The organism is Castellaniella hirudinis, assembly GCF_047468865.1.
Classification (GTDB): domain Bacteria; phylum Pseudomonadota; class Gammaproteobacteria; order Burkholderiales; family Burkholderiaceae_B; genus Castellaniella; species Castellaniella hirudinis_A.
In genome coordinates, this window is record NZ_JBLGTV010000011.1 from 55,733 (window position 1) to 78,024 (window position 22,292).

A 22,292-nucleotide genomic window follows, 5' to 3' on the forward strand; every position below is an offset into this window, starting at 1 on the left:
ATGCCCGCCGCCACACTCAAAATCAAACTGCGTCCCCTGGAACGCGTAGACCTGCAATTTGTGCATCAGCTGGATAACAATGCCAGCGTGATGCGCTATTGGTTCGAAGAACCCTACGCCACCTTTACCGAACTGCAATCCTTGTACGATCAGCACGTCCACGACCAAAGCGAACGCCGCTTCATCGTGGAATGCGAGGGCGAAAAAGCCGGACTGGTGGAATTGGTGGAAATCGACCACGTTCACCGCCGGGCCGAATTCCAGATCATCATCGCGCCGGATTATCAGGGCAAGGGTCTGGCCTTGCGGGCCACGCGGCTGGCGCTGGAATACGGCTTCAAGGTGCTGAACCTGTACAAGCTGTACCTGATCGTGGATCAGGAAAACAAAAAAGCCATCCACATCTATACCAAGCTGGGCTTTGTGGCCGAAGGCCGGCTGCAAGACGAATTCTTCGTCAATGGCGAATACCGCAGCGTGATCCGCATGCGTTTGTTCCAGCAGGACTACCTGAAACTGCACAAGCCGGTGGCGCCGAAGCAAACAGAAAACGCGGCCTTGTAAAGGTAAAAGCCGGGTAATGGTGAAAGCCGGATAAAGGCCGGCGGGCCTGCCCCGGCTGGGGTCTGGCGGCGCCAGCCTGCGCCGGGCCGCGCCTTGGGCGGGCGGCCGCCGTGCGGGGCGGGTCAGATCAGGTCAGGACTGGGCCTGATAGGCGGCGACCCCCTGCTGGCGGGCGTAGGCGCTTGGGTGGGGGGCGTCCTCGCTTTGGCGGGTGTCGCGCAGCAGTTCCTGCTGGGCCTGGATCATGGTCGCCATGGCCTGGGCCGCCACGGCGCGATCCTGGCTGGAGGGGTCGCTGGGCGCGGTGGCGGCCGCGATCACCGTGCGCATTTTGTCGATGGTGGCCTGCGGGTCGCCCGAGATGGTGGACATGTCGATGGAGACTTCGCCGCCCACCGCGTACAACTGGCCGTCCGGGCCGCGCTCGTAGCTGAAGGTGGCCGACCCGGCCAGCGCGCCGCCCGCGGCCTGGTGCGCGGCCTCGTGCTGGCGAACCGCCTGGTCGCGCGCTTTCAGTTCCTGGATTTGCGCCAGCTGTTCTTCGGTGTATTCCCGATCCGGGCCGCCGGCTGCGGTTTCCTGGGGGCGCAGCCGCCCGGCTTCGGTGCCCTGAACGACGCGATTCCGGCCGGCCCCCGGGGTATGGGACGCCGCGGGCAGATAAGCGGTTTGGGGTTGGACACCCCCGATGGCGGAAATGGGCATGGGTGCCTCCCGGGTGGGCGGTTGATGCCTATTATAGGGTCAAGCCGGGGTTCGGGGGCGGCGCGGCCTGCGCCGGTTCCGCCGCCAGCAGGGCCGCCGCCTCGCGGGCCGCCACGCGGCCTTCGTCGGTGGGAATCACCCAGATTTCGATCCGGCTGTCGGGGGCATGGATGGCCCAGGCGCCCCGGCCCAGGGCCTGCAGATTGCGTTCGGGGTCGATGCGCAGGCCCATCCAGCCCAGGCAGTCGCACACTTGCTGGCGCAGGATCGCGTCGTTTTCGCCGATGCCCCCGCTGAAGGCCAGCAGATCCAGCCCCCCCAGGCAGGCCGTCAGGGCGCCGGTCTCGCGCACGATGCGGTGCGTGAACTGGTCGATGGCGCGCTGGGCGCACGCGCTGCCATCGGCGCGCAGGCGGCGCATGTCCGCCGAAATCCCCGACACCCCCAGCAGGCCGCATTGCTTGTACAGCAGCGTTTCGATCTGCGCGTGCGTCCAGCCCTGTTCCAGCAGAAACAGCAGCACCCCGGCATCCAGCGACCCGCTGCGGGTGCCCATCATCAGACCGTCCAGCGCGGAAAACCCCATGGTCGTGGCCACGCTGACGCCATTGCGCATGGCGCACAGGCTGGCCCCGTTGCCCAGGTGCGCCATGATGGCCCGGCCGTGTCCGCGCAAGGTTTTTTCCCGCAGGACAGATTGGATGTACTGGTACGATAGGCCGTGAAACCCATAGCGGCGGATGCCTTGTTCGCGCAGGCTCTGCGGCAGGGCGAACGCGTAGTCGACTTCGGGCATGTGCGCATGAAAGGCCGTGTCGAAGCAGGCGATCTGCGGCACATCGGGGAAGGCCGCGCGAAACCGGCGGATGCCCTCCAGATTGTGCGGCTGGTGCAAGGGGGCCAGCGAATTCAGCCGCGCCAGCTGCGCCAGGACGTCGTCCGTGACGCGGACGCTGTGCGTGAATGTGCTGCCGCCGTGCACCACCCGATGAGCCACAGCCTGCAGGCCCTTGGCCGCATCCAGGGTCTGGATCAGGGTGTGCAATCGCCCCAGGGCGGCATCGAAAGGGGATTCGCCCGGGGCGACGGCCAGGGCCTCCCGGTGGGACTGGCCGTGATGGTTCCAGCCCATTTCGGGCTGGCCGCCGGGTTCCAGCCCCTGGATGTTGCCCGCCAGGTCGTGCGCCTGGGCCTGCCCATCGAGGAGGGCGTGCAGAGAAAATTTCAATGACGAGGAACCGGCATTGACGGCAAGAATGGCCATGATGGCGCTCCGTGAGTGGACGTTTCCGGGATCAGCCCAGTTTCCAGGCATCCTGGGCCTGTTTCCGGCGTTCGTGGTGGGCGGCCAGCACGGCCAGGATGGCCGAGGCGACGCGCACGGTGGGGCCGTCGGCCCGGCTGGTCAGGGCGATGGGCACGCGCGCGCCCAGCACCAGGCCCGAGCCGCTGGCCCCGGCCAGGTATTCCAGCTGCTTGGCCACCATATTGCCGCTTTCCAGATCGGGGACGGCCAGGATGTCGGCCTGGCCGGCCACGGCGGAGGTGATGCCCTTGGTGCGCACCGCATCCATGGAAATGGCGTTGTCGAACGCCAGCGGGCCGTCCAGCAGGCCGTTCTGTATCTGTCCCCGGTCGGCCATTTTGCACAAGGCCGCGGCGTCCAGGGTGGACGGGATGCCGGGGGTGACGGTCTCGACCGCCGACAGGATGGCCACCTTGGGCTGTTCGGTGCCCAATACCTGGGCAAAGTCGATGGCGTTCTGGATGATGTCGGCTTTTTCCAGCAGCGTGGGGCGGATGTTGATGGCGGCGTCCGTGATGATCAGCGGCTTGGCATACAGCGGCACGTCGAAACGGAATACGTGGGACAGACGCCGTCCGGTGCGCAGAGCCGGCTGGGCCAGCACGGCTTTGAGTAGTTCGTCGGTATGCAGGCTGCCCTTCATCAGGGTGTCCACTTCGCGCCGTGCCGCCATGCCCGCGGCCCATTCGGCGGCGGCGTGGCTGTGCTCCACCGCCACGATCTCGGCGCCGCGCAGGTCGATGCCGGCCGCTTCGGCCACTCGGCGGATACGGCCTTCGGGGCCGATCAGCACCGGCTGGATCAGGCCGTGGCGGGCCGCGTCCATGGCCCCGCTCAACGACCCCGCATCCACGGGGTGAACCACGGCGCAGCGCACGGTTTCCAGGTGGCGCACCTGGTCGTACAGGGCATTGAAGCGGGCTTCGGGGTCGAACAATTGGATGTGGGGCGCGTTGATGCGCTGCACCCGGACTTTCTGCGTGGGCGGCATCAGCTTGGCCTCGCCCTTCAGGACGACTTCACCTTGTTGGTTGGTGACCAGGCAGTCCATTTTGACGCGTTTTTTCTCGTCGTCTTTTTCGGCGACCGTGGCCAGCACGGTGAGGGTGTCGCCGATGCGAACCGGGCGGGTGAACTTGAGCTCCTGGCCCAGGTAAATCGTGCCGGGACCGGGAAACTGGGTGCCGAACAGGGCGGAAATCAGCGCGGCGCCCAGCATGCCGTGGGCGATCACCCCCTGGAACATGGTGGCGTCCGCATAGGCGGGGTTCAAATGGGCCGGGTTGATGTCGCCCGAGACAGCGGCAAAGGCCTGGATGTCGCTCAGGGTGACGGTGCGCAGCAGGCGCGCGTTTTGGCCGACGGCCAGTTCGTCGTAGGTGACGTTTTCCATCCAGGCGGCGTTCGTGTCGGATTGGGTTGCGTGGTTCATGGCGGCGGGAGTCCGTTTCAGCAAAGGGAGGGGAGGGTTCTGCGGGACGGTCAGTCCATGGCGTGCACGCCGCCGTCCACGTAGATGGTCTGGCCCGTCATGCCGGATGCCGCATCCGAGCACAGGAAGGCGCTGAGTTGGGCGATTTCGTCCAGTGTTACCAGGCGCTGCAGCGGGGCCTTGTTCTGGGCCGTCGCCATCAGTTCGTCGAAGTGCGCGATGCCGGAACCGGCGCGCGTGAGAATCGGCCCGGGGGACACGGCATGCACCCGGATGTTCTTTGGGCCCAGCTCCATGGCCATGTAGCGCACCAGCGATTCCAGCGCGGCCTTCACTGGCCCCATCAGGCCGTAGTGGGGGACGACCTCGCCCGAACCCAGGTAGGTCATGGACAGCATGGCCCCGCCGGCGGGCATGTGGGGCGCGCACAGGCGGCCCAGTTCGGCAAAACTGTGGCATGACACGCTCATGGCCCGGGCGAAACCTTCTCGTGAACTGTCGATCACCTGGCCGTGCAGGTCGGCCAGCGGCGCCCAGGCGATGGAATGGATGACGAAGTCCAGTTGCCCGAAGCGATCCACCGCGTGCCGCACGATGGCGTCCAGTTCTCCGGGGGATTCGACGTCGCAGTTCATCAGGTGCAGGCCCAGCGGGCCGGTGTGCGGTTCGACGAATTTGCGCGCCTTGTCGTTCAGGCAGGACACCACCAGTTCGGCGCCCTGGGCGCGCGCCAGGCGGGCGCAGCCGAAAGCGATGCTGCTGTCGTTGGCCACGCCGAGGATCAGGCCTTTTTTGCCGGCCAGGCTAAAGCGATTTTCAGTCATGAGTATCCAGGTTGGGAGATCAAGGTTGGGCGATCAGGTCGTTGAGAAAGTCGGTGGCATCGAAGCCGCGCTGTTGCAGGCGGGAACAGACGATGCACAGGATGTCGCGGGTGGCGGGCGCGCCCACCTGGGCGCTGTTGGCCAGGCGGGCGATCGCCTGATATTGCATCAGCAGCAAGGCGCGCAATTCGTCTTGCATGCCGATCCGGGAAGCCGCGCCGCGCGGGCTGGTCAGCGTGCCGTTCAGCACGGCGTTGATTTCGGCCGCGCCGCGCAGCGGCAGCCCCAGCGTGCGGGCCAATATGGCGATGCGCGCACCCGTGGTTTCGAAATAATGCACCAGGCGCTCCAGCTGCCGGGCGGCGGCTTCGCGCCGCGGCGTGTGTTCAGTCGGCATAACGGGTCATCACATAGGTGCCCGGGGCGTCGCACAGGGCCTGGGCTTTGCTGATGGGCCGCGCAGCCACCGGCGGGCCGGAGCGCGCCGTGATCCAGGCGTCCATGGCTTCCCACCAAGAGCCCTGGTGAACCGGGGCTCGGGCTTTCCAGTCGTCGGGGTCGGTCCAGCCCATATTGTCTTCGACGCTGTCGATCTGGTAGCTGCGCCGTGGCCGGCCAGGCTCGGAGACAATCCCGGCGTTGTGTCCTCCTTCGGCCAGGACGAAGGTCACGTGGGTGTCGGTCTGCAGGTGGATTTTGTAGACGGATTTCCAGGGCGACACATGATCCCGGGTCGTGGCCACGACCATCATGGGGACGTTGATGTCCATCAACGCCACGGTCGCCCCGGCGAAGCGGTACTGGCCGGCGGACAGCGCGTTGTTCAGGAACAGCGCGTTCAGGTATTCGGCGTGCATGCGCGCGGGCAGCCGCGTGGTATCCGCGTTCCAGCTCATCAGGTCGAAGCTGGGGTCGTCTTCGCCCAGCAGGTAGCGCCGGGTGTTGCGGCCCCACAGCAGCCCGCGTGACGCCAGGTAGACGAACGATCCGCCCATCTGCCTGCCCGACAGATAGCCGCGCTGGTTCATGGTCTGCCGCAGGGTGGCCAGTTGGGCGTCGTCGATGAACACGCCCAGGTCGCCGGGTTCGGCGAAATCGGTTTGGGCGGCCAGCAGGATGACCGAAGCCAGCTCGGGCAGGTCGGCGGGGATCAGGGCCTGCTCCTTGGCGGTCCGTTCGGCGGGCTTGCGCGCCAGCCGTCCCAGGGCGGCCGCGACAATGGCCAGGAATGTCCCGCCCAGGCAGTAGCCCACCGTGTGCAGGCGCGTGGCCTGGCTGGCGCGTCCGGCGGCGGCCATGGCGGCCAGCACGCCGCTGCTGAGATAGTCCTGCATTTTCAGGTCGCGGTCGGCGGCGTCGGGGTTGCGCCATGAAATGATGAAGACCGTATGGCCCTGGCCGACCAGGTACTTCACCATGGAATTGTGCGGCGACAGATCCAGGATGTAGTACTTCATGATGCAGGACGGCACGATCAGGATGGGCTCGGGATGAACCTGATCCGTGCTGGGGCTGTACTGGATGAGTTCGATGAGGGGGTTGCGGAACACGACCTTGCCGGGGGTGACCGCCACGTCCTGGCCCACCGCGTATGCCAGGGGTTCCAGTTGTTCGGGCGGGGTGTCGGGGCCTGCAGCCAGCTGTTCACGCAGATCCTGCAAGAAAAAGGCCCAGCCATCGCGCAACGACCGGCCGCCGGTTTCCCGGGCGGCCTGCAGAACTTCCGGGTTGCTCCAGAGCCAGTTGGACGGCGCCAGGGCATCCAGGGCCTGGCCGGTGAAAAAGTTCACCATGTGCTGGTGATGGGCGCTGACCCCGTTGCCCTGCTGGGCCGCTTCGCGCCACCAGGTGTCCAGCGCCTGGTAGCCTGCGGTCAGCGCGGTATAAGGCCATTGGTTCCAGGCGGGGTGGGCGAAGCGGCCGTCTTGGTGCGGGGCTTCCGGGTCGGGCTGGGCCAGGGGGGCCGCCCAGGCCTGCCAGCCGAGCGCCAGTGCGCGCTGGGCCAGCACGGCCTGGCGGCCGGGCGAACTGAGCAGGTGCATGGCCCAGTCCATGTGCGCCAAGGCCAGCGCAATCGGCGACAGGCCGCCAGTGGCGCGGGCCCATTGGGCGCGCACGGTTTCATCCAGGGCCTGGGCGGCGGCGGCTTGGCTGTCTTGCGGCGGAAGGGCCGGCGGGGAGAGGCTTTGGGTCATGGCGTTGGGCGGGTCCAATTGAAAAGGCGGGTTGAGATCAAGGCGGGATTTTCTAAGTGAAAAACGGATTTCCTGGGCGGCTTATCGTGGTGTCCATCAATGTTTCAATAACATCGTTATCAGTGTGGTTATTTTGGCGCAAGTCGGCAATTAGGTATAAAAAGCTGCTGGATGCCGCCTATTATCCGCAAGATAAGAGAATCCCCATTTGAGGTGGATCAATTCTCGCCGCTGCCCGCCCGGCCGATGCGATAAAGGCCGATGTGATAAAACAACCCCACCCGGGATCGCACCCGTCCCCGCACGGCCCGCCGGCGCGCCTGTCCGCCGTGCGCCGCTTCGCCGCCTTTTACGAATCGCCATGCCCAATATCCACGATCAAGCGACCATCAATACCCATCTGCAATCGCTGGTGGCCCGGGATCCCAGGCTGCGGGCCGTCAGCCAGGTGGCGGGGGCCTTGCAGCCGCGTTGGCATCCGCCGGGGTTTGAAGGCCTGGCGCGTGTGATTTGCGGCCAGCAGCTGTCGGTGGCCAGCGCCGGGGCGATCTGGCAGCGGTTCACGGCGCGTGGCGAGGCGGCCCGCGATCCGCGGGCCTATCTGGCTTGCGGCGCGGGGGGGCTGGACGGGGTGGGGCTGTCGCGCGGCAAAATCCAGACCCTGCAAGGGGTGGCGCAGGCGCTGGTGCAAGGACGGCTCGACCTCGATGCCGTCGTCGGCCTGCCCGCCGACCAGGCGGTGGCCGCCTTGACGCAGTTCAAGGGCATCGGCCCCTGGACCGCCGAAATCTACCTGATGTTCTGTGCCGGACACCCCGATGTGTTTCCGGCGGGCGACCTGGCCTTGCGCAAATCGGTTGCCCAGGGGCTGGGCCTGGAAGCCGGTGTCAAGCCCGCAGATCTCGCCCGGATCGCGGCGGCCTGGGCCCCCTGGCGTTCGGTATCCGCCCTGCTGTTCTGGCGCTACTACAGCGTGCTGAATCGCAAGGACACGCTGCCCGTCTAGTGCTGTGTTTGGCGGGGCCGGCCGCTGTCGGCCGGGGGTATGGCGCGCTATTGTTGCAAAAAAAAATGTTTTGACCCAGTTTGTTTTTTTGCATTAAGCTTCAATTATCCCTGCCGGATGACCCACTCAAGCTCGGTCGCGCCCGGGCCAGATAAGGAACACGTCATGTCTGCACCTGCTATGCGGTATGTGTCTCTCTCGGCCCTGGCTGCCCTGTCCACGTTGTTGGCGGCATGCTCTGGTTCCGATTCTTCTTCAGCCGACGATGCGCTGGCTTCCGCCAAGCCGAACATCCTGTTCATCGTGGTGGATGACCTGGGGGTCGATCAGCTGACCTCATACGGCTACGGCGGCACCAGCCCGGCCAGGACGCCCAACCTGACGGCCATCGCCCGTGCCGGCGTGCAGTTTCGCAATGCCTGGGCCATGCCGGACTGCACCCCCACGCGCGCGACCTTCTTCACCGGGCGCTATCCGTCCAGCACCAACATTCTCAATGCCCTGGTGGCCACCGACCTGGCCAACTCCTCCACCTCGCCCTACGAGATGACGCTGCCCAAGCTGCTGAAGACGCAGGGTTACACCAATGCCCTGATCGGCAAGATGCACATCACGGGCTCGGATCTGAACGACAGCTTCAGCCTGCCCTATGGCTACGACAGCATGTGGAAGCTGGGCTGGGACTATTTCGACGGGTTCCTGGACGGCGCGCCCTACAACATCGACACCCGGGCGGGTCTGTCCACATTGGGGGACAGCGTGGACGGCGGCCCGTACAAGTGCGGCTTCATCCCCACCACGCGCATCGACGCGGCCAACGGGGCCGATGCGGGGGCCTGCTACCTGGCCGACGGCAGCTGCTCGCCGCTGGCCATCGGGGGCGATGTCGTCACCCCGGGGCGCACCTGCATGGAACGCGGCGGCATCCTGGATCCTGGCCAGTCCTGCAAAGCCAGCGTCCCCAGCTACCTGGATTTCACCGCGCAAAACGGCTACTACACCGGCCGTTGGGTGAAAAGCACCGAAAACGGCAATGGCTATGTCGTGCCGGCATCCGATCCTTCTTCGCGCGGCTACCGCAGCATCCTGGAAACCGAGCGGGCGCTGGCCTGGGCCAAGCAACAGCCCTCGGATCATCCCTGGATGCTGACCGTCGGCTATTCGGCCATCCACACGCCGCTGCAGCTGCCGCCCGTGGATCTCATCGCGGCGGACACCCCGGGCCGCAACGACAACCTTGTGTGTTCGCCGCTGGCGGATTCCGAAGCCACCCCCGTGCTGACCCCGGTCACCGACCTTATCGACAGCCATCTCATCACCAATCTGATGATCGAAGCGGTCGACAAGAAAATCGGCGACTTGCTGGTGGGGCTGGGCCTGGCGCAGTATAAAAACGGGGTGCTCGATTATCAGCCCGAGAAAACCAACACCCTGGTCGTCGTCGTGGGGGATAACGGCACCTATGTCGATAGCGTCAAATTCACGGCGCCGGGGCGGTTCGACCCGACCCGCGCCAAGGCCACGCCCTACCAGACCGGCGTCTGGGTGCCGCTGCTGATGGCCGGCCCCATGGTGGCGTCGCCCGGGCGCGAGGTGCCGCACATGATCGGTTCCGTGGATTTGTACCGACTGTTCGCGGAAATCGCGGGGGCGGATGTGGACGCCGCCGTGCCGCCCGACCGCCCCGTGGATGCGCAGCCGGCGCTGGCCTACCTGGAAAACCCCGCGCAGTCCAGCATCCGCGCCACCAACTTCACCGAAATGGGGACGAACCTCCGGGTGGTGGGCTCGGGCGACACGGAATCCGCCTGCGTGATCCCGGCCGCCGATAATGTCTGCACCACCTTGTTTCCGCAAAAAGGCGTCTGCCTGACCCAAGGCGGCATCTGGTACGGCGACAACCTGTCCCCAGAAACCGCCGGCATCCCCGCCGAGGGCTATCACAATTGCTGCCAGGTTCAGGCGTATCGCCTGGCGCAGGGCCAGGGCACCACCTTCCTGCCCACCGCCACCAAGGCCGTCACCGATGGCACATACAAGCTGGTGCGCCAGACCCGCAATCAGTGCGAACCCGCCATGGGCAGCGCCGCCGATCCCAGCGCCTATGCCTACAGCGCCACGCGTTTTGAGGTCATGGACGAACTCTATCGCATCGATACGGCCACGCCCAACCCAACGCTGGATCGCAGTGGCAGCGAACTGGTCGCCATCAGTGCGCCGCCGCTGAATACGGCGTCCCTGACCGCCGAGCAGCAGCGCGCCTATGACACCCTGAGCGCGACGATGGGCCAGCACGATGCCGTGGCCAGCTACAACCAAAGCTACGACAGCGTGGGCTGCCCCGGGGACGGCAACCGGGATCTGGCGGTCGACCAGACCGACCTGGCCAACTGGCAGGAACTCAGCCGCCTGAATGGGGGGCAGTCCAGCTGGTACGACTTCAACCACGACGGCAAGACCGACGAGGCCGACCGGCAAATCATTCTCAAGCATATGGGCATGGCTTGCCGCAGCAGCTGACGCATCCGTGAGGCGTCGTGGCATCGGGCCGGTTCGCCCTGTCGAGCCGGCCCGATGTTTGTCCGGCCGGCGGCGACGGTCGAGCGCACGGGGCGCGGGGCTGCGGCGGCCCGAGCCCGGCCTGACCGGGGGCCGGGCAACGATGTAAGATGGAGTGGACGCTCGCAGGAGCCCCCGCAACCCGATGCTTCAAGAGGAATCCACTATGACTCAGTCCAATGTCCAGGCCACCACGACCCTGGGCCTCGATGGCAAAATCGCCCTGATCACCGGCGCGGCCAGTGGCTTGGGCAAGCGCATTGCCGAAGTCTACGCCCAGGCCGGCGCCCGGGTGGTGATCGCCGATCTGAAACAAGAGGCGGCGCAGGCCGCCGCCGACGACATCGTCAAGCACGGCGGCCAGGCCATGGCGGTGGCCATGGACGTGACCGACGAAGCATCCGTCGACCAGGGCTTTGCCCGGGTCGCGCAGACCTTTGGCGAAGTCGATATCGCCGTCGCCAACGCGGGCATCCAGATCGTCCGCCCCATCCAGGATTTCCCGTTTGCCGATTGGAAGAAGCTGCTGGCCGTGCACCTGGATGGCGGCTTTCTGACGGCGCGGGCGGCGGTGCGCCAGATGATCGCCTCCAAGCGCGGCGGCTCGATCATCTTCATGGGGTCGGTGCATTCCAAAGAAGCCTCCAAGCTGAAAGCCCCCTACGTCACGGCCAAGCACGGCCTGGAAGGCCTGGCCAAGGTCATCGCCAAAGAAGGCGCGCAGTACAACATCCGCACCAACGTCATCTGCCCCGGTTTCGTGCGCACGCCGCTGGTCGAAAAACAAATCCCCGAGCAGGCCCAGGAACTCGGCATCAGCGAAGACGAGGTCATCAAGACCGTGATGCTGAAAGACACGGTCGATACCGAGTTCACCACGGTGGACGACATCGCCCAGGCCGCGCTCACCTTTGCTGCCTGGCCCAGCAATGCGCTCACCGGCCAATCGCTGGTGGTCAGCCACGGCTGGTTCATGCAGTAGCCGTCGGGCGCGGGGCTGCCCGCCCCGGCGCCCGGGCGGCGCGGATGCGCCGTCGTGTGTCCTGATCCACGCTTTCGGCGTGGATTTTTTCGTCCGGCGCGCGCCGCCGGCGGCGCGGGCGGCGGACGGGGCCGTCATCGTCGCTTTCGGCGCGGGCGTGCCGCCGGTGCACACCAGAACATATCGCCGTGCACGATAAGACAAGTGTTCCTCCGATTTGATGCCTAATATATAAGCAATTAAAAGCATGATTGGAGACACGCATGGTCGAGACAGCGCAGCGGCCCGAGCACGCCGCAATTCGGGAACACATGGTGATAGACGGCCAGCCCTGTGCGGCGGGCATTGGCCGCCTGCCGGTTTTCAACCCGGCCACCGGCGAGATCATCGCCCAGCAGATCGAGGCCGGGCCGGAACAAGTCGACCTGGCCGTCCAGGCGGCCCGCCGCGCTTTCGAGTCCGCTGCCTGGCGCGGCATGCCGCCCGCGGGGCGTGAGCGCCTGCTGCTGGCGCTGGCGGATCGCATCGAAGCGGAAGGCGAGGCGCTGGCGCGGCTGGAAACACTGAACAACGGCAAGCTGCTGGCCATGTCGCAGATGCTCGAAGTCGGGGCCAGCGCCCAATGGCTGCGTTATATGGCGGGCTGGGCCACCAAGATCACCGGCGACACCCTGAGTCTGTCGATCCCGTTTCCGCCCGGCATTCAATACCACGGCTATACGCGGCCCGAGCCCGTCGGGGTCGTGGCGGCCATCGTGCCCTGGAATTTCCCCTTGCTGATGGCGGTCTGGAAAATCGCGCCCGCCATTGCGGCGGGCTGCACCCTGGTGCTCAAGCCCGCCGAGGAAACCCCGCTGACGGCCTTGCGCCTGGCCGAACTGGCGCTGGAAGCCGGTTTCCCGCCGGGGGTCATCAATGTGATCACGGGCCGGGGCGAGGTCACGGGCGCGGCGCTGGTTGCGCATCCCGGGGTCGACAAGATCGCCTTCACCGGCTCGACCGAAGTCGGCAAACTGATCGGGCATGCCGCAGTCGACGATATGAAGCGGGTCTCGCTGGAGCTCGGCGGCAAATCGCCCGTCGTCATCATGGACGATTGTCCGGTCGATCTGGCCGTCCAGGGGGCCGCCGGGGCGATTTTCTTCAACCAGGGCCAGGTGTGCACCGCCGGCTCGCGGGTCTTCATCCAGGCGGGCATCTACGACCGTGTGGTCGAAGGCCTGGCCGCCGCCGCCGACAGCCTGAAGATGGGTTCCGGCTTCGAGGCCGATACCCAGATCGGCCCGCTGATTTCCGCCCGTCACCGGGATCGGGTGTCGCGCTACATCGACGCCGGGCGCGCTTCGGGCGCGCAGCTGCTGGCCGGTGGGCAGCCCTGGCAAGGGGACGGCTATTTCGTGCATCCCACCGTGTTCGCCGATGCCGCGCCGGACGCCTCGATCGTCCGGGAGGAAATCTTCGGCCCCGTGGTGGTGGCCGCGCGTTTCGACCAGGAAGAAGACGCCGTGCGCCTGGCCAACGACACGCGCTTCGGGCTGGGCGCCAGCATCTGGAGCAACAACCTGGCCCGCGTCCAGCGCCTGGTGCCCCGGATACAGGCCGGCACCGTGTGGGTCAATACGCACAATATGCTCGACCCCGCCATGCCCTTTGGCGGCTACAAACAGTCCGGCGTGGGGCGCGAACATGGCCGGGCCGTGATCGACAACTACATCGAAACCAAATCAGTCTGCATCGCGTATCCCGGCCTGCCCTGACGCGGCGCGGGATACGCAGCCCCTTTCACCACAACCAGAGCCCGCGACGAGCGGGCCAGGAGACAACTCATGACGTTGATGCATACCGCGCGCCGCGCGGCGCTGGCTGCCGTCCTGGCGGCCGCCGCCGGCACGGCGCAGGCGGGCGACCCCAGCGCCCGCGATTGGATACCCGCCCCGCCGGGCACCACGCTGTTTGCGACCTATTTGGTGGGCCTGGGATCGCATGGCTTTTACGACCGGGGCAGCCGCCTGGACGACGGCCCCCGCGTGGATGTGCAGGGCCTTGTGCTGCGGCCCATGTATTTTGGCGAATTGCTGGGGAAAACCGTGCAGTACGAACTGATTCTGCCGGCTTTCCGCACCACCATCGGCATGGACGGGGTGCCGGATGACCGCGTCACCGGGGTGGGCGATGCGCAATTGGGCGCCGCCATCTGGCTGGTCAATAACGAAGACACCAAGACCTGGTTCGCCTGGGAACCTTTCATCACGTTCCCGACGGGAAAATATCATGGCAACCAGGCCGATGCCTCGCCCGGCAAGCACCGCTGGACGACGGTGCAGGATTTTGCTTTTGTCCAGGGCGTGGGCGAATCCACCTATCTGGAAGCCGTGGCCGAGTTCGAATTTTTTGGCGACAACACCAACTACTACGGCGCCACGCTGAAGAAAGACCCGGCCATCCGGCTGATGGCGCTGGCCTCTACCAATCTCACGCCGGACACCTATGTGGGGGTGCGGTATCGCTACGAAACCGGCGGCCGCGAAAAAGTGGATGGCGTGCAGGCCGTGGGCCGGGCCAACAACCATCAGCTGGCCTTCGAGGTCACGCACCAGCTCAATGACGCCAATCAGGTGCAGCTGCAGTATATCCACGACCTGAAAGTTGAAAACGGCCCACGGATGCGCGGCGTCCAGTTGCGTTATGTCTACGCATTCTAAGGATCACAAAGGAGACAACAGGATGAAAAAAACAGCCTTCAGGCGGACCTCGCTGGCCGGCCTGCTATCCATCGGCCTGCTGGCGGGTGCCGGCGCGGCCGCCGACAACCTGCCGGTCGAAGTCTTGACGGGCGGCCATTCCGTCCAGGTCGATCCGGCGGATCGGGTCTATGTCATGGATGCGGTGTTCATGCACCTGACCGATAGCCGCTTCAACCAGTTCGACCGCGCCACCGGCAAATTTCTGGGCATGATTCCCACGTCCTTCAACGGCTTCGCCCAGATTTCCAAGGATGGCAAGCAGGTTTACGTGGCGACCACCTATTACGAGCGCGTCACGCGTGGCAAGCGCACCGATGTGATCGAAATCTGGGACAACTCGACCCTCAGTTTCGTCAAGGAAATCGAGGTGCCGCCCAAACGGGCCGGGGCATTGAACTACAACGGCATGTTCAGGCAAACCAACGATGGCCGCTTCCTGCTGCTGCAAAATGCCACGCCCGCCGCATCGGTCAGTGTGATCGACGTGGAAAAAGGCGTTTTCACCGAGGAAGTCACGGCGACCGCGGGCTGCTGGAGCACCATCCCCCTGCCGGACAAGCCGCGCAGCTTCGCCACGGTGTGCGGCGATGGCGCCTTGCTGACCATCGACCTGGACGAGCACGGCAAGGTGCGCAGCCAGCATCGCAGTCAGCCCATGTTCCCGGTCAAGGACGATCCCGTCTTCATTACGCCGGGCCTGCTGTCGGATCGCCTGGTGTTTGTCTCCTTTTACGGCAATGTCTACACGGCCACGCCCACCGCCGATGGGATGGACTTCGCGCCCACCTGGTCGCTGCTGGACGCGCAGGATCGGGCGCAGGGCTGGGTGCCGGGCGGCTACAACCTGCTGGCCGTCGAGCCCGGCAGCCAGCGCTTGTATATCTTCATGCACCCGGAAGGCAAGGAAGGCTCGCACAAGAATCCCGCCGCCGAACTGTGGGTGTACGACCTGAAGGCCAAGAAGCGCATTGCCCGGGTGCCCGGCCTGGATGGCCTGTCGATGTCCGTCATTCCGGGCAAGACCCCGCAGTTGGTGACGATCGACGGGGCCAACGCCCATCTCTACGACATTAGCGCCGCCGAACCGAAACTTATCCGCACCATCGAAGGGGCGGGCGAATCCGCCTTGCAGACCATGGGGTGGGCGGGAGATGGCCGTGGATGATCCCATCATCGTGTATGCCGCCCTGGCCGTCCTGGTCGTGATCCTGTGGCTGGGCGCCCTGGACAAGCTGCGCCATTTCGCCCAGTTCGAGGCCGCGGTGGCGGCATACCGCCTGTTGCCCCGTGCGTTGAACACGCCGTTTGCCTTGTTCTTCGTTGCCGGCGAACTGGCCAGCGGCGCGCTGCTGCTGGTGCCGTCGGGACGCAGCGCCGGGGCGCTGGCCGCCGGCGCGCTCGTGCTGCTGGCCTCGGCCGGCGTGGCGGTCAATCTGCTGCGGGGCCATACCCGGATCAGCTGCGGCTGCGGCGGGCTGGCCCAGGCCGCGACCGGCCTGACCTGGTGGCTGCTGCTGCGCAACGGGCTGCTGGCCGGGCTGGCGGGGCTGGTGCTGTCCGGGATGGCCGCGCGCGACCTGGTCTGGCTGGACGGCTTGACCTTCTTTGGCTTGACGCTGTCCCTGCTGGGCCTGTATCTCGTTTTCAATCAATTGATTGCATCCCATCTGCGGATGCAGGAAAGGAGTCAATCATGATGGCATTGAGTGTGTCCAATATCGTGTTGTGGGTGGTCGTGCTGGCCTTGCTGCTGGTCGTGCTGGCTTTGTCGCGCCAGATCGGCGTGCTCTACGAGCGGGTGGCGCCCATGGGGGCGCTGACGCTCGACAAGGGGCCCGCGGTGGGCGATCCGGCGCCGAAATTCGATCTCAAGGATTTGCTGGGCCGTCCGCATCAAGTCGGTTATGCCGGGCCGCGCAGCCAACTGCTGTTTTTTGTGTCGCCCAACTGCCCGGTGTGCAAGAAGCTGCTGCCCATCCTGAAATCCGTGGCGCAAAGCGAACGCGCCTGGCTGGACATCGCCCTGGCCAGCGATGGCGAAATGCCGGAACACCTGGCGTTTTACCGCAAGGCGCAGCTGGAAGCCTTTCCCTATCTGTTGTCCACCGAACTGGGCATGAAGTTCCAGATCAGCAAACTGCCCTATGCCGTGTTAATGGATGAACACGGCGTGGTGCGAGGCAAAGGGCTGATCAATTCGCGCGAGCAGCTGGAAAGCCTGTTTACCGCCAAGGAAATCGGCGTCGGGTCGGCGCAGGAGTGGCTGGAAAAGGCATCTGTAGAAACCATTTCACGCAAGGAGAACGGCAATGCGTTGGCTTGATCATTTCGGTGAAACCCTGACCCGCAAGGTGGCCCATCAATCTTCGCGGCGCAGCATTCTGTGCTCGATCAGCAAGGCCCTGGTGGGGTCGGCCTTCATCATGCCGGTGCTGCCCGTCCTGCGCAATGCCCAGGCCGCCCCCGCGAAAACGGATCTGGACACCGCGACGGAAGAAGAATTGTCGTCGTGCGATTACTGGCGCTATTGCGCGGTGGACGGCTTCCTGTGCACCTGCTGCGGCGGCAGCGCCACCACCTGCCCCCCGGGCAGCGAACCGTCGCCGATTTCCTGGGTGGGTACCTGCCACAATCCCAAGGACGGCAAGGACTACCTGGTCAGCTACCACGATTGCTGCGGCAAGACGGCGTGCGACCGTTGCTATTGCGGCGGCCAGGTACGTGAACGGCCCGGCTACGAGTTCTTCCTGCACAACGATGTGAACTGGTGCATGGCCAACAGCAACACCACCTATCATTGCACGGTCTCCACCATCGTGGGCCTGGGCAAGAACTGACAAGACGGAGGCATTCCATGACCCAACCCAGGCTGCTTGTCTGGGTTGGCCTGGCGTCTGGCCTGGCTTTAGCGTTTTCAGCCCAGGCCGACCCGGCCGACCCGTCCCCGCGGCACACCGTGATCGAGACCTTGCGCGCCAGCACCGCCGCTTATAAAGACTACATGCTGAACTGCGGCGGCTGTCATCGTTTCAGCGGCGAAGGGGTCGCCCGCAACGCCGTGCCGGATTTCCGCGATTCCATCGGCCTGTTCACCCAACTGCCGGCGGGGCGCGAATACATGATCCGCGTGCCGGGGGCGTCGCAATCGCTGTTGGGCAATGCCGAACTGGCCGAAGTGCTGAACTGGATCGTGGCCACCTATAGCCCTGCGCAGCTGGCGCCGGATTTCAAGCCGTTCACCGCCAGCGAAGTCGGCGCGGTGCGGCCGTATCGATTCGACAATGTGGTCGTCGAACGCCGCAAGCTGACGGATCAGCTGGAGCAGCGGGGGCTGCGGCCTGCGGCGTACTTGTATGGGGTGAATTGAAATGGACTGCCTGGGGTGGGCCGCTGCGGTACGGGTATTTACCAGCTGGCTGGGGCGCGCGCGACCCTGTAGATTATGACAGGATCGCCGCCTCTGGGCTTTACAGACATGTCGCTCACCTCTCCCATCCCGCCGCCGCCCGGGTCGGCCTACTGGCTGCAAACCAAGCCGCATCGGTTCAAGGGCCTGTCCGCCTGGTCCGACAGCATCAGCCAGCATTTCGTGCCCCTGGAAGTCGATACGCTGGACACCGGGCCCTTTTGCAACCTGGCCGCCAACGAGACCCTGGGGTGCATCCAGGTGTCCGAGCTCGTCACCGCCGCGCAGCGGGTGCGGCGCACCCGGGCGCTGGCCAACCGCTCCGAAGCCGCGCAATACAAGCTCAATCTCCAACTTTCCGGGCGCTCCCAGATCGCGCAGGATGGCCGCTCGGCCATTTTGCTGCCGGGCGACTGGGGGCTGTACGACACCTCCCGTCCCTACGAAGTCAGCGTCGACGCCAATGCCCATTTCCTGGTGCTGCGCATTCCGTCGGTCATGCTGGCGGTCTGGGAGGCCACGCTCCAGGGGCAAATGGCCACACGCTTCAGCGCCCGCGACGGCAGCGCCCGCGTGGCGGTCGATGCCTTGCGGTCGTTTGTCACCCAGGGGCGGGCTTTGCCGTCCCCGCACGCCGACCAGGTTTCGGCCACGGTCATGCAGCTGTTCGCCATCAGCCTGGCCGGGGCGTCTTCCGCTGTCTCCGAGGCCGGCCTGGCCGACGTCCGCCAGGGGCAGCTGCGGATGATCATGCACCATATCCATCGGCACCTGCACGATCCCGACATGACGGCCACTTCGCTGGCCTTGCGCTTCAAGATGTCGCGCCGCTACTTGTACAAGCTGTTCGCCATGCAGGGGCTCAAGCCGGCCGACTACATCCTGTCCGCCCGGCTCGATCGCTGCCGCGATGTGCTGGGCGACAAAAACTATGCGCGCTCACTCACCGAACTGGCCCATGCCCATGGGTTCCAGGATTCTTCCGTCTTCAGTCACGCTTTTCGCCGCCGTTTCGGCATGTCGCCGTCCGACGCCCGGGCTGACGCGCTGCGGCACGCGCGCACCGTCTGATGCCCCCGGCGGGCGGGCCTTGTGGTAAAAAAGTGGGTCGAGTGATGCCGGTTCACATCAAAAACCAATCATGCCCATTGAAAATATCCTGGCTTTTGCGGCGGCGGCGCTGCTGCTGGCCTTTGTCCCCGGGCCCGACAATCTGTTCGTCATGACCTTGTCCGCCCTGCGCGGGCTGCGCGCCGGGCTGCTGGTGGTGCTGGGCCTGTGCACCGGGCTGATGGTGCACACCACGGTGGTGGCGCTGGGGGTTGCCGTGCTGCTTCAGCAGTCGGCGCTGGCATTCAATCTGCTGAAATACGCCGGTTCCGCCTATCTGGCCTACCTGGCGTGGCAGGCATTCCGGGCGCGGCCGGATGCCGGCCCTGCGCCGGGCGCGGGGCGGGATGGCAGGCGGCTTTACCTTCGCGGCATCGTGATGAATGTCACCAATCCAAAAGTGTCGTTGTTTTTTCTGGCGTTTCTGCCGCAGTTCGTCGATCCGCAGGCCGGCCGGACGACCTTGCAGGTCTGGGTGCTGGGCGGGGTCTTTATGCTGTGCGCGTTGCTGGCTTTCAGCCTGATGGCCGTGGCGGCCGCGCGCGTCGGCGCTCGTTTCGGGCAGTCGCCCGCCGCGCAAAAGGTGATGAACCGCTTGGCCGGCGCGGTATTCCTGGGGTTGGCGGCCAAGCTGGCGGTCGCCGAGGCCTGAGCCCGCCCGGCGGGCGGCGGGCCTGGGTATCATGGTTGTTTCGTCACGCCGAACCGCATGCCATGCCCGACCAGAACTTTCCGCGCCGCCGCCGCGCCGTCCCGGCGGCCGCCCGGCCGCCCCGTCTGCTTTTGTTCAATAAACCCTATGGCGTCCTGACGCAGTTCAGCGACGACCAGGGGCGCGCCACCCTGAAAGATTTCATCGACGTGCCCGGCGTCTATCCCGCGGGGCGGCTGGACCGCGACAGCGAGGGTCTGCTGTTGTTGACCAACCAGGGATCCCTGCAGGCGCGTATCGCGGATCCCCGGCACAAGATGTCCAAGACCTATTGGGTGCAGGTGGAAGGCCAGGCCACGGCGGCCCAGCTGCGGCAGTTGTGCCATGGCGTGATGCTGAAGGACGGCCCGACCCTGCCGGCCCAGGCCGAGCTGTTGGCGCCGCCCGCGCTTTGGCCGCGCCAGCCGCCCGTGCGCTTTCGCCGGCATATTCCGACCACCTGGCTGGCCATCACCCTCCGCGAAGGCCGCAACCGCCAGGTGCGGCGCATGACGGCCGCGGTGGGCCTGCCCACTTTGCGCCTGGTGCGGGTGCGCATCGGTCCGTGGCGCCTGGACGGGCTGCTGCCCGGCCTGTGGCGTGAAGCGGAAAGTGAGAAAATTCTGGTTTGACCCTTGCCCAAGGAAGCCCCCTCATGCCGACCTCTGTTGATGAAAAACGTGCCGCCTTCAAGGCCCTGCACGAAAGCGGCTGCTTTGTCTTGCCCAACCCCTGGGATGTCGGCAGCGCGCGGCTGTTCGGGCAACTGGGGTTCAAGGCCCTGGCATCGACCAGTTCCGGTTATGCGTGGTCGCAGGGCTACCAGGACGGCGCCGCGCCTTTGCCGCTGGTCTTGGATTATCTGCGCAGCCTGGTGCAAGCCACCGATTTGCCGGTCAACGCGGATTTTGAGTATGGCTTTGCGCAGGATGTGGACACGTTGGTGAAAAATGTCCGGGCCGCTGTGGACACGGGCGTGGCGGGCCTGTCCATCGAGGACGCCACGGGCGACCCCAGCGCACCGCTGCGCAGCCTGGAAGACAGTGTGCAACGGTTGCGGGCCGCCCGGCGCGCCATCGACGAATCCGGCCAGGCCGTCTTGCTGGTGGGCCGGGCGGAAAACTTCCTGCACGGGAACCCGGATCTGGCGGATACCCTGCGGCGGCTGCGGGCGTATGCCGCCGCGGGTGCCGATTGCCTCTACGCGCCGGGCATCCACGACCGGGCGCACATCCAGGCCGTCGTCGAGGCCGTGGCGCCCAAGCCTGTCAACGTCCTGATCGGATCGAACAGCGACCTCACCCTGGATGAACTGGCCGCCCTGGGGGTGCGCCGCGTCAGCGTCGGGGGCGGGCTGGCCCGTGTCGCCTGGGAAAGCCTGCGCCAGGCCGCCGGCGCGCTGGCGCAGGGCCGCTTCGATGCCTTCGGGCCGGCCATGCCGTATCCAGAACTCAATGGTTTGATGCGGGCCCGGCGCCCCGACTGACCCGGCGCGCCTGAGCGCCACAGGGATCTTCGATCTTCGAGCCGAGGAGGATGCCGACTCTCGGTCCGCAATCGGGCCGCGCTGACGACGTCCTGCCGAGGGCCACGGCAGGGCGCGGTTCAGCGGGGCTGGAACGCGATGATCCCCATGCCCGCCAGGGCCACCAGGCCGCCCGCCACGTCCCAGCCGGAAGGGCGGACGCCGTCCACCGCCCAGAGCCACAATAGCGCCACGACGATATACACCCCGCCATAGGCGGCGTACACGCGCCCGGACGCGGCGTCGTGCAGGGTCAGCAGCCAGGCAAACGCCGCCAGGCTGGCTGCGGCGGGCAGCAGCAGCCACGCCGGCCCGCCGTGCTTGAGCCATAGCCACGGCAAATAACAGCCGACAATCTCGGCCAGCGCCGTCACCAGGTAGAGCAGCATGGTTCTCATGCGTAGCCCCGCCTTGCGCCGGCAATGGCATGGTTCCGAGACAGGTCGCGGGGCATGCGTCAGTGCTTCTTGTCGTTGACGCTGACCGACCAGCCTCCTGTGTTTTCCTGGTGGATCGTCAGAAGATCGTATGTCTTCAGCATATCCAGCAAGCCCGTGTAGCCATAGGTCTTGGGGGAAAAGGCGGGGTCTGTGCGTTTCAGGTATTGCCCGAGCTGGCCCAGGTGAATCTTGCCGTCGGATGTTTCGTTGGCAAGCAGCCCCACGGCTTTGACGATGAAAATAGGGCGCTGCTGGAGCTTGGGTTTTTTGTCCGAAGGGTCTTCCGGTGCGGTTTTCTTGGGTTCGGCATCGGGTGTTTCCGTCGGGTCGGCCGGCAGTGGCGCCCCGTTTTCCTCATGGTTCCATTCGAAGAATTGGTCACTGGCATTGCGCAGGGCGGCGGGTGTCTTGGGTTCGCCAATGATGTGGACAGTCGCACCGCGCTCTCTGAGTTTGCGGCAGAGGTAGGCGAAATCCGAATCGCTGGTAACCAGGCAGAAAACATCGGTGCGGTCATCGAACAGGGCCTCAAGCGCCTCAAGCGCAAGCGCCAGATCGGCCGTGTTTTTCCCGGAAACGTACTGATATTGTAAACAAGGGGTGAAGGCAAACGAAACCAAGGCCTCCCGCCATTTTTCAGCAAGCGTTCTCTGGTTGCCATAGCCCCGCCGAATCGTGACGCGGCCAAATTGCGCGGCGATACGCAGCGTGTAGTCCAGGATATCCGGGGGAACGTTGTCGCAGTCTACGAGGATCGCTACGCGCGGTTCGTTTCTTGGGCTGAAATGTTCTTCCATGTGGCT

23 protein-coding genes are annotated in these 22,292 nt (G+C 65.6%); 15 read left to right on the forward strand and 8 right to left on the reverse strand.

Going from position 1 to position 22,292, the window contains the following annotated elements; genetic code table 11:
• Entirely contained in the window at positions 1–564 is a 564-nt protein-coding gene (gene speG, locus ACMHYJ_RS12890; RefSeq protein ID WP_414246579.1) for a spermidine N1-acetyltransferase, read from the forward strand.
• Positions 565–696: 132 nt separating this feature from the next.
• Here speG and ACMHYJ_RS12895 read toward each other — a convergent pair whose 3' ends face one another.
• Genes ACMHYJ_RS12895 through ACMHYJ_RS12920 form a run of 6 tightly spaced genes read right to left on the reverse strand, consistent with a single transcriptional unit; the run spans position 697 to position 7,026 of the window.
• On the reverse strand, positions 697–1,269 hold the full coding sequence (locus ACMHYJ_RS12895; protein ID WP_414246580.1) for a putative metalloprotease CJM1_0395 family protein: 573 nt from the start codon (positions 1,267–1,269) through the stop codon (positions 697–699).
• A 31-nt stretch (positions 1,270–1,300) separates the two neighbouring features.
• Entirely contained in the window at positions 1,301–2,533 is a 1,233-nt protein-coding gene (locus tag ACMHYJ_RS12900) for an acetate/propionate family kinase (protein ID WP_414246581.1), read from the reverse strand.
• Between the two features lie 31 nt (positions 2,534–2,564).
• A complete protein-coding gene (locus ACMHYJ_RS12905; RefSeq protein WP_414246582.1) occupies positions 2,565–4,007 on the reverse strand; it encodes a bifunctional enoyl-CoA hydratase/phosphate acetyltransferase in 1,443 nt (480 codons plus the stop codon).
• A 50-nt stretch (positions 4,008–4,057) separates the two neighbouring features.
• Positions 4,058–4,831, reverse strand: coding sequence for an enoyl-ACP reductase FabI (gene fabI / locus ACMHYJ_RS12910; protein ID WP_414246583.1), 774 nt, complete (start codon positions 4,829–4,831; stop codon positions 4,058–4,060).
• 19 nt (positions 4,832–4,850) lie between these two features.
• Complete coding sequence (locus ACMHYJ_RS12915) at positions 4,851–5,228, reverse strand: hypothetical protein (RefSeq protein ID WP_414246584.1); 378 nt, start codon at positions 5,226–5,228, stop codon at positions 4,851–4,853.
• On the reverse strand, positions 5,218–7,026 hold the full coding sequence (locus ACMHYJ_RS12920) for a PHA/PHB synthase family protein (RefSeq protein ID WP_414246585.1): 1,809 nt from the start codon (positions 7,024–7,026) through the stop codon (positions 5,218–5,220). Before ACMHYJ_RS12920 ends, ACMHYJ_RS12915 begins: the two co-directional genes overlap by 11 nt.
• A gap of 361 nt (positions 7,027–7,387) precedes the next feature.
• Between ACMHYJ_RS12920 and ACMHYJ_RS12925 the strand changes: the two genes are divergently transcribed.
• The 14 genes from ACMHYJ_RS12925 (at position 7,388) to ACMHYJ_RS12990 (ending at position 21,010) form a co-directional block, all read left to right on the forward strand.
• Positions 7,388–8,032, forward strand: a complete 645-nt coding sequence (locus ACMHYJ_RS12925; protein ID WP_414246586.1) for a DNA-3-methyladenine glycosylase family protein — start codon at positions 7,388–7,390, stop codon at positions 8,030–8,032.
• Between the two features lie 165 nt (positions 8,033–8,197).
• Entirely contained in the window at positions 8,198–10,552 is a 2,355-nt protein-coding gene (locus ACMHYJ_RS12930; RefSeq protein WP_414246587.1) for a sulfatase, read from the forward strand.
• Between the two features lie 238 nt (positions 10,553–10,790).
• The gene (locus ACMHYJ_RS12935; RefSeq protein ID WP_414246632.1) at positions 10,791–11,573 is read left to right on the forward strand and encodes a 3-hydroxybutyrate dehydrogenase; all 783 of its coding nucleotides are present in this window, start codon (positions 10,791–10,793) and stop codon (positions 11,571–11,573) included.
• A 263-nt stretch (positions 11,574–11,836) separates the two neighbouring features.
• Positions 11,837–13,330: an aldehyde dehydrogenase family protein gene (locus ACMHYJ_RS12940; RefSeq protein WP_414246588.1), complete on the forward strand. Its 1,494-nt coding sequence runs from the start codon at positions 11,837–11,839 to the stop codon at positions 13,328–13,330.
• A gap of 69 nt (positions 13,331–13,399) precedes the next feature.
• Positions 13,400–14,275 (forward strand): transporter, encoded by an 876-nt coding sequence (locus tag ACMHYJ_RS12945; RefSeq protein ID WP_414246589.1) that lies wholly within the window; start codon positions 13,400–13,402, stop codon positions 14,273–14,275.
• A gap of 22 nt (positions 14,276–14,297) precedes the next feature.
• Positions 14,298–15,482 (forward strand): amine dehydrogenase large subunit, encoded by a 1,185-nt coding sequence (locus tag ACMHYJ_RS12950; RefSeq protein ID WP_414246590.1) that lies wholly within the window; start codon positions 14,298–14,300, stop codon positions 15,480–15,482.
• Complete coding sequence (locus tag ACMHYJ_RS12955) at positions 15,475–16,014, forward strand: MauE/DoxX family redox-associated membrane protein (protein ID WP_414246591.1); 540 nt, start codon at positions 15,475–15,477, stop codon at positions 16,012–16,014. The genes ACMHYJ_RS12950 and ACMHYJ_RS12955 overlap by 8 nt, the downstream gene beginning before the upstream one ends.
• On the forward strand, positions 16,011–16,640 hold the full coding sequence (gene mauD / locus ACMHYJ_RS12960) for a methylamine dehydrogenase accessory protein MauD (RefSeq protein WP_414246592.1): 630 nt from the start codon (positions 16,011–16,013) through the stop codon (positions 16,638–16,640). Before ACMHYJ_RS12955 ends, mauD begins: the two co-directional genes overlap by 4 nt.
• A complete protein-coding gene (locus ACMHYJ_RS12965) occupies positions 16,627–17,154 on the forward strand; it encodes a methylamine dehydrogenase light chain (RefSeq protein WP_414246593.1) in 528 nt (175 codons plus the stop codon). Before mauD ends, ACMHYJ_RS12965 begins: the two co-directional genes overlap by 14 nt.
• Positions 17,155–17,171: 17 nt before the next feature.
• The gene (locus tag ACMHYJ_RS12970) at positions 17,172–17,684 is read left to right on the forward strand and encodes a cytochrome C (RefSeq protein ID WP_414246594.1); all 513 of its coding nucleotides are present in this window, start codon (positions 17,172–17,174) and stop codon (positions 17,682–17,684) included.
• A 108-nt stretch (positions 17,685–17,792) separates the two neighbouring features.
• Positions 17,793–18,794, forward strand: a complete 1,002-nt coding sequence (locus ACMHYJ_RS12975; RefSeq protein ID WP_414246596.1) for a helix-turn-helix domain-containing protein — start codon at positions 17,793–17,795, stop codon at positions 18,792–18,794.
• Between the two features lie 70 nt (positions 18,795–18,864).
• Positions 18,865–19,485: a LysE family translocator gene (locus tag ACMHYJ_RS12980; protein WP_414246597.1), complete on the forward strand. Its 621-nt coding sequence runs from the start codon at positions 18,865–18,867 to the stop codon at positions 19,483–19,485.
• A gap of 62 nt (positions 19,486–19,547) precedes the next feature.
• Entirely contained in the window at positions 19,548–20,156 is a 609-nt protein-coding gene (locus ACMHYJ_RS12985; RefSeq protein WP_414246598.1) for a pseudouridine synthase, read from the forward strand.
• A gap of 23 nt (positions 20,157–20,179) precedes the next feature.
• On the forward strand, positions 20,180–21,010 hold the full coding sequence (locus tag ACMHYJ_RS12990) for an isocitrate lyase/PEP mutase family protein (RefSeq protein ID WP_414246599.1): 831 nt from the start codon (positions 20,180–20,182) through the stop codon (positions 21,008–21,010).
• Positions 21,011–21,129: 119 nt separating this feature from the next.
• Here ACMHYJ_RS12990 and ACMHYJ_RS12995 read toward each other — a convergent pair whose 3' ends face one another.
• Complete coding sequence (locus tag ACMHYJ_RS12995) at positions 21,130–21,447, reverse strand: YnfA family protein (protein WP_414246600.1); 318 nt, start codon at positions 21,445–21,447, stop codon at positions 21,130–21,132.
• Between the two features lie 59 nt (positions 21,448–21,506).
• Positions 21,507–22,286 carry an NYN domain-containing protein gene (locus tag ACMHYJ_RS13000; RefSeq protein WP_414246601.1) on the reverse strand — a complete coding sequence of 260 codons (780 nt, stop codon included), beginning with the start codon at positions 22,284–22,286 and terminating at the stop codon, positions 21,507–21,509.
• Positions 22,287–22,292: the final 6 nt, after the last annotated feature.

What these genes read in the sequence shown, in the direction of transcription:
- speG (WP_414246579.1), top strand. Translation starts at nt 1, where the DNA reads ATGCCCGCCGCCACACTCAAAATCAAACTGCGTCCCCTGGAACGCGTA.
- ACMHYJ_RS12895 (WP_414246580.1), bottom strand. Translation starts at nt 1,269, where the DNA reads ATGCCCATTTCCGCCATCGGGGGTGTCCAACCCCAAACCGCTTATCTG.
- ACMHYJ_RS12900 (WP_414246581.1), bottom strand. Translation starts at nt 2,533, where the DNA reads ATGGCCATTCTTGCCGTCAATGCCGGTTCCTCGTCATTGAAATTTTCT.
- ACMHYJ_RS12905 (WP_414246582.1), bottom strand. Translation starts at nt 4,007, where the DNA reads ATGAACCACGCAACCCAATCCGACACGAACGCCGCCTGGATGGAAAAC.
- fabI (WP_414246583.1), bottom strand. Translation starts at nt 4,831, where the DNA reads ATGACTGAAAATCGCTTTAGCCTGGCCGGCAAAAAAGGCCTGATCCTC.
- ACMHYJ_RS12915 (WP_414246584.1), bottom strand. Translation starts at nt 5,228, where the DNA reads ATGCCGACTGAACACACGCCGCGGCGCGAAGCCGCCGCCCGGCAGCTG.
- ACMHYJ_RS12920 (WP_414246585.1), bottom strand. Translation starts at nt 7,026, where the DNA reads ATGACCCAAAGCCTCTCCCCGCCGGCCCTTCCGCCGCAAGACAGCCAA.
- ACMHYJ_RS12925 (WP_414246586.1), top strand. Translation starts at nt 7,388, where the DNA reads ATGCCCAATATCCACGATCAAGCGACCATCAATACCCATCTGCAATCG.
- ACMHYJ_RS12930 (WP_414246587.1), top strand. Translation starts at nt 8,198, where the DNA reads ATGTCTGCACCTGCTATGCGGTATGTGTCTCTCTCGGCCCTGGCTGCC.
- ACMHYJ_RS12940 (WP_414246588.1), top strand. Translation starts at nt 11,837, where the DNA reads ATGGTCGAGACAGCGCAGCGGCCCGAGCACGCCGCAATTCGGGAACAC.
- ACMHYJ_RS12945 (WP_414246589.1), top strand. Translation starts at nt 13,400, where the DNA reads ATGACGTTGATGCATACCGCGCGCCGCGCGGCGCTGGCTGCCGTCCTG.
- ACMHYJ_RS12950 (WP_414246590.1), top strand. Translation starts at nt 14,298, where the DNA reads ATGAAAAAAACAGCCTTCAGGCGGACCTCGCTGGCCGGCCTGCTATCC.
- mauD (WP_414246592.1), top strand. Translation starts at nt 16,011, where the DNA reads ATGATGGCATTGAGTGTGTCCAATATCGTGTTGTGGGTGGTCGTGCTG.
- ACMHYJ_RS12965 (WP_414246593.1), top strand. Translation starts at nt 16,627, where the DNA reads ATGCGTTGGCTTGATCATTTCGGTGAAACCCTGACCCGCAAGGTGGCC.
- ACMHYJ_RS12970 (WP_414246594.1), top strand. Translation starts at nt 17,172, where the DNA reads ATGACCCAACCCAGGCTGCTTGTCTGGGTTGGCCTGGCGTCTGGCCTG.
- ACMHYJ_RS12975 (WP_414246596.1), top strand. Translation starts at nt 17,793, where the DNA reads ATGTCGCTCACCTCTCCCATCCCGCCGCCGCCCGGGTCGGCCTACTGG.
- ACMHYJ_RS12980 (WP_414246597.1), top strand. Translation starts at nt 18,865, where the DNA reads ATGCCCATTGAAAATATCCTGGCTTTTGCGGCGGCGGCGCTGCTGCTG.
- ACMHYJ_RS12985 (WP_414246598.1), top strand. Translation starts at nt 19,548, where the DNA reads ATGCCCGACCAGAACTTTCCGCGCCGCCGCCGCGCCGTCCCGGCGGCC.
- ACMHYJ_RS12990 (WP_414246599.1), top strand. Translation starts at nt 20,180, where the DNA reads ATGCCGACCTCTGTTGATGAAAAACGTGCCGCCTTCAAGGCCCTGCAC.
- ACMHYJ_RS12995 (WP_414246600.1), bottom strand. Translation starts at nt 21,447, where the DNA reads ATGAGAACCATGCTGCTCTACCTGGTGACGGCGCTGGCCGAGATTGTC.
- ACMHYJ_RS13000 (WP_414246601.1), bottom strand. Translation starts at nt 22,286, where the DNA reads ATGGAAGAACATTTCAGCCCAAGAAACGAACCGCGCGTAGCGATCCTC.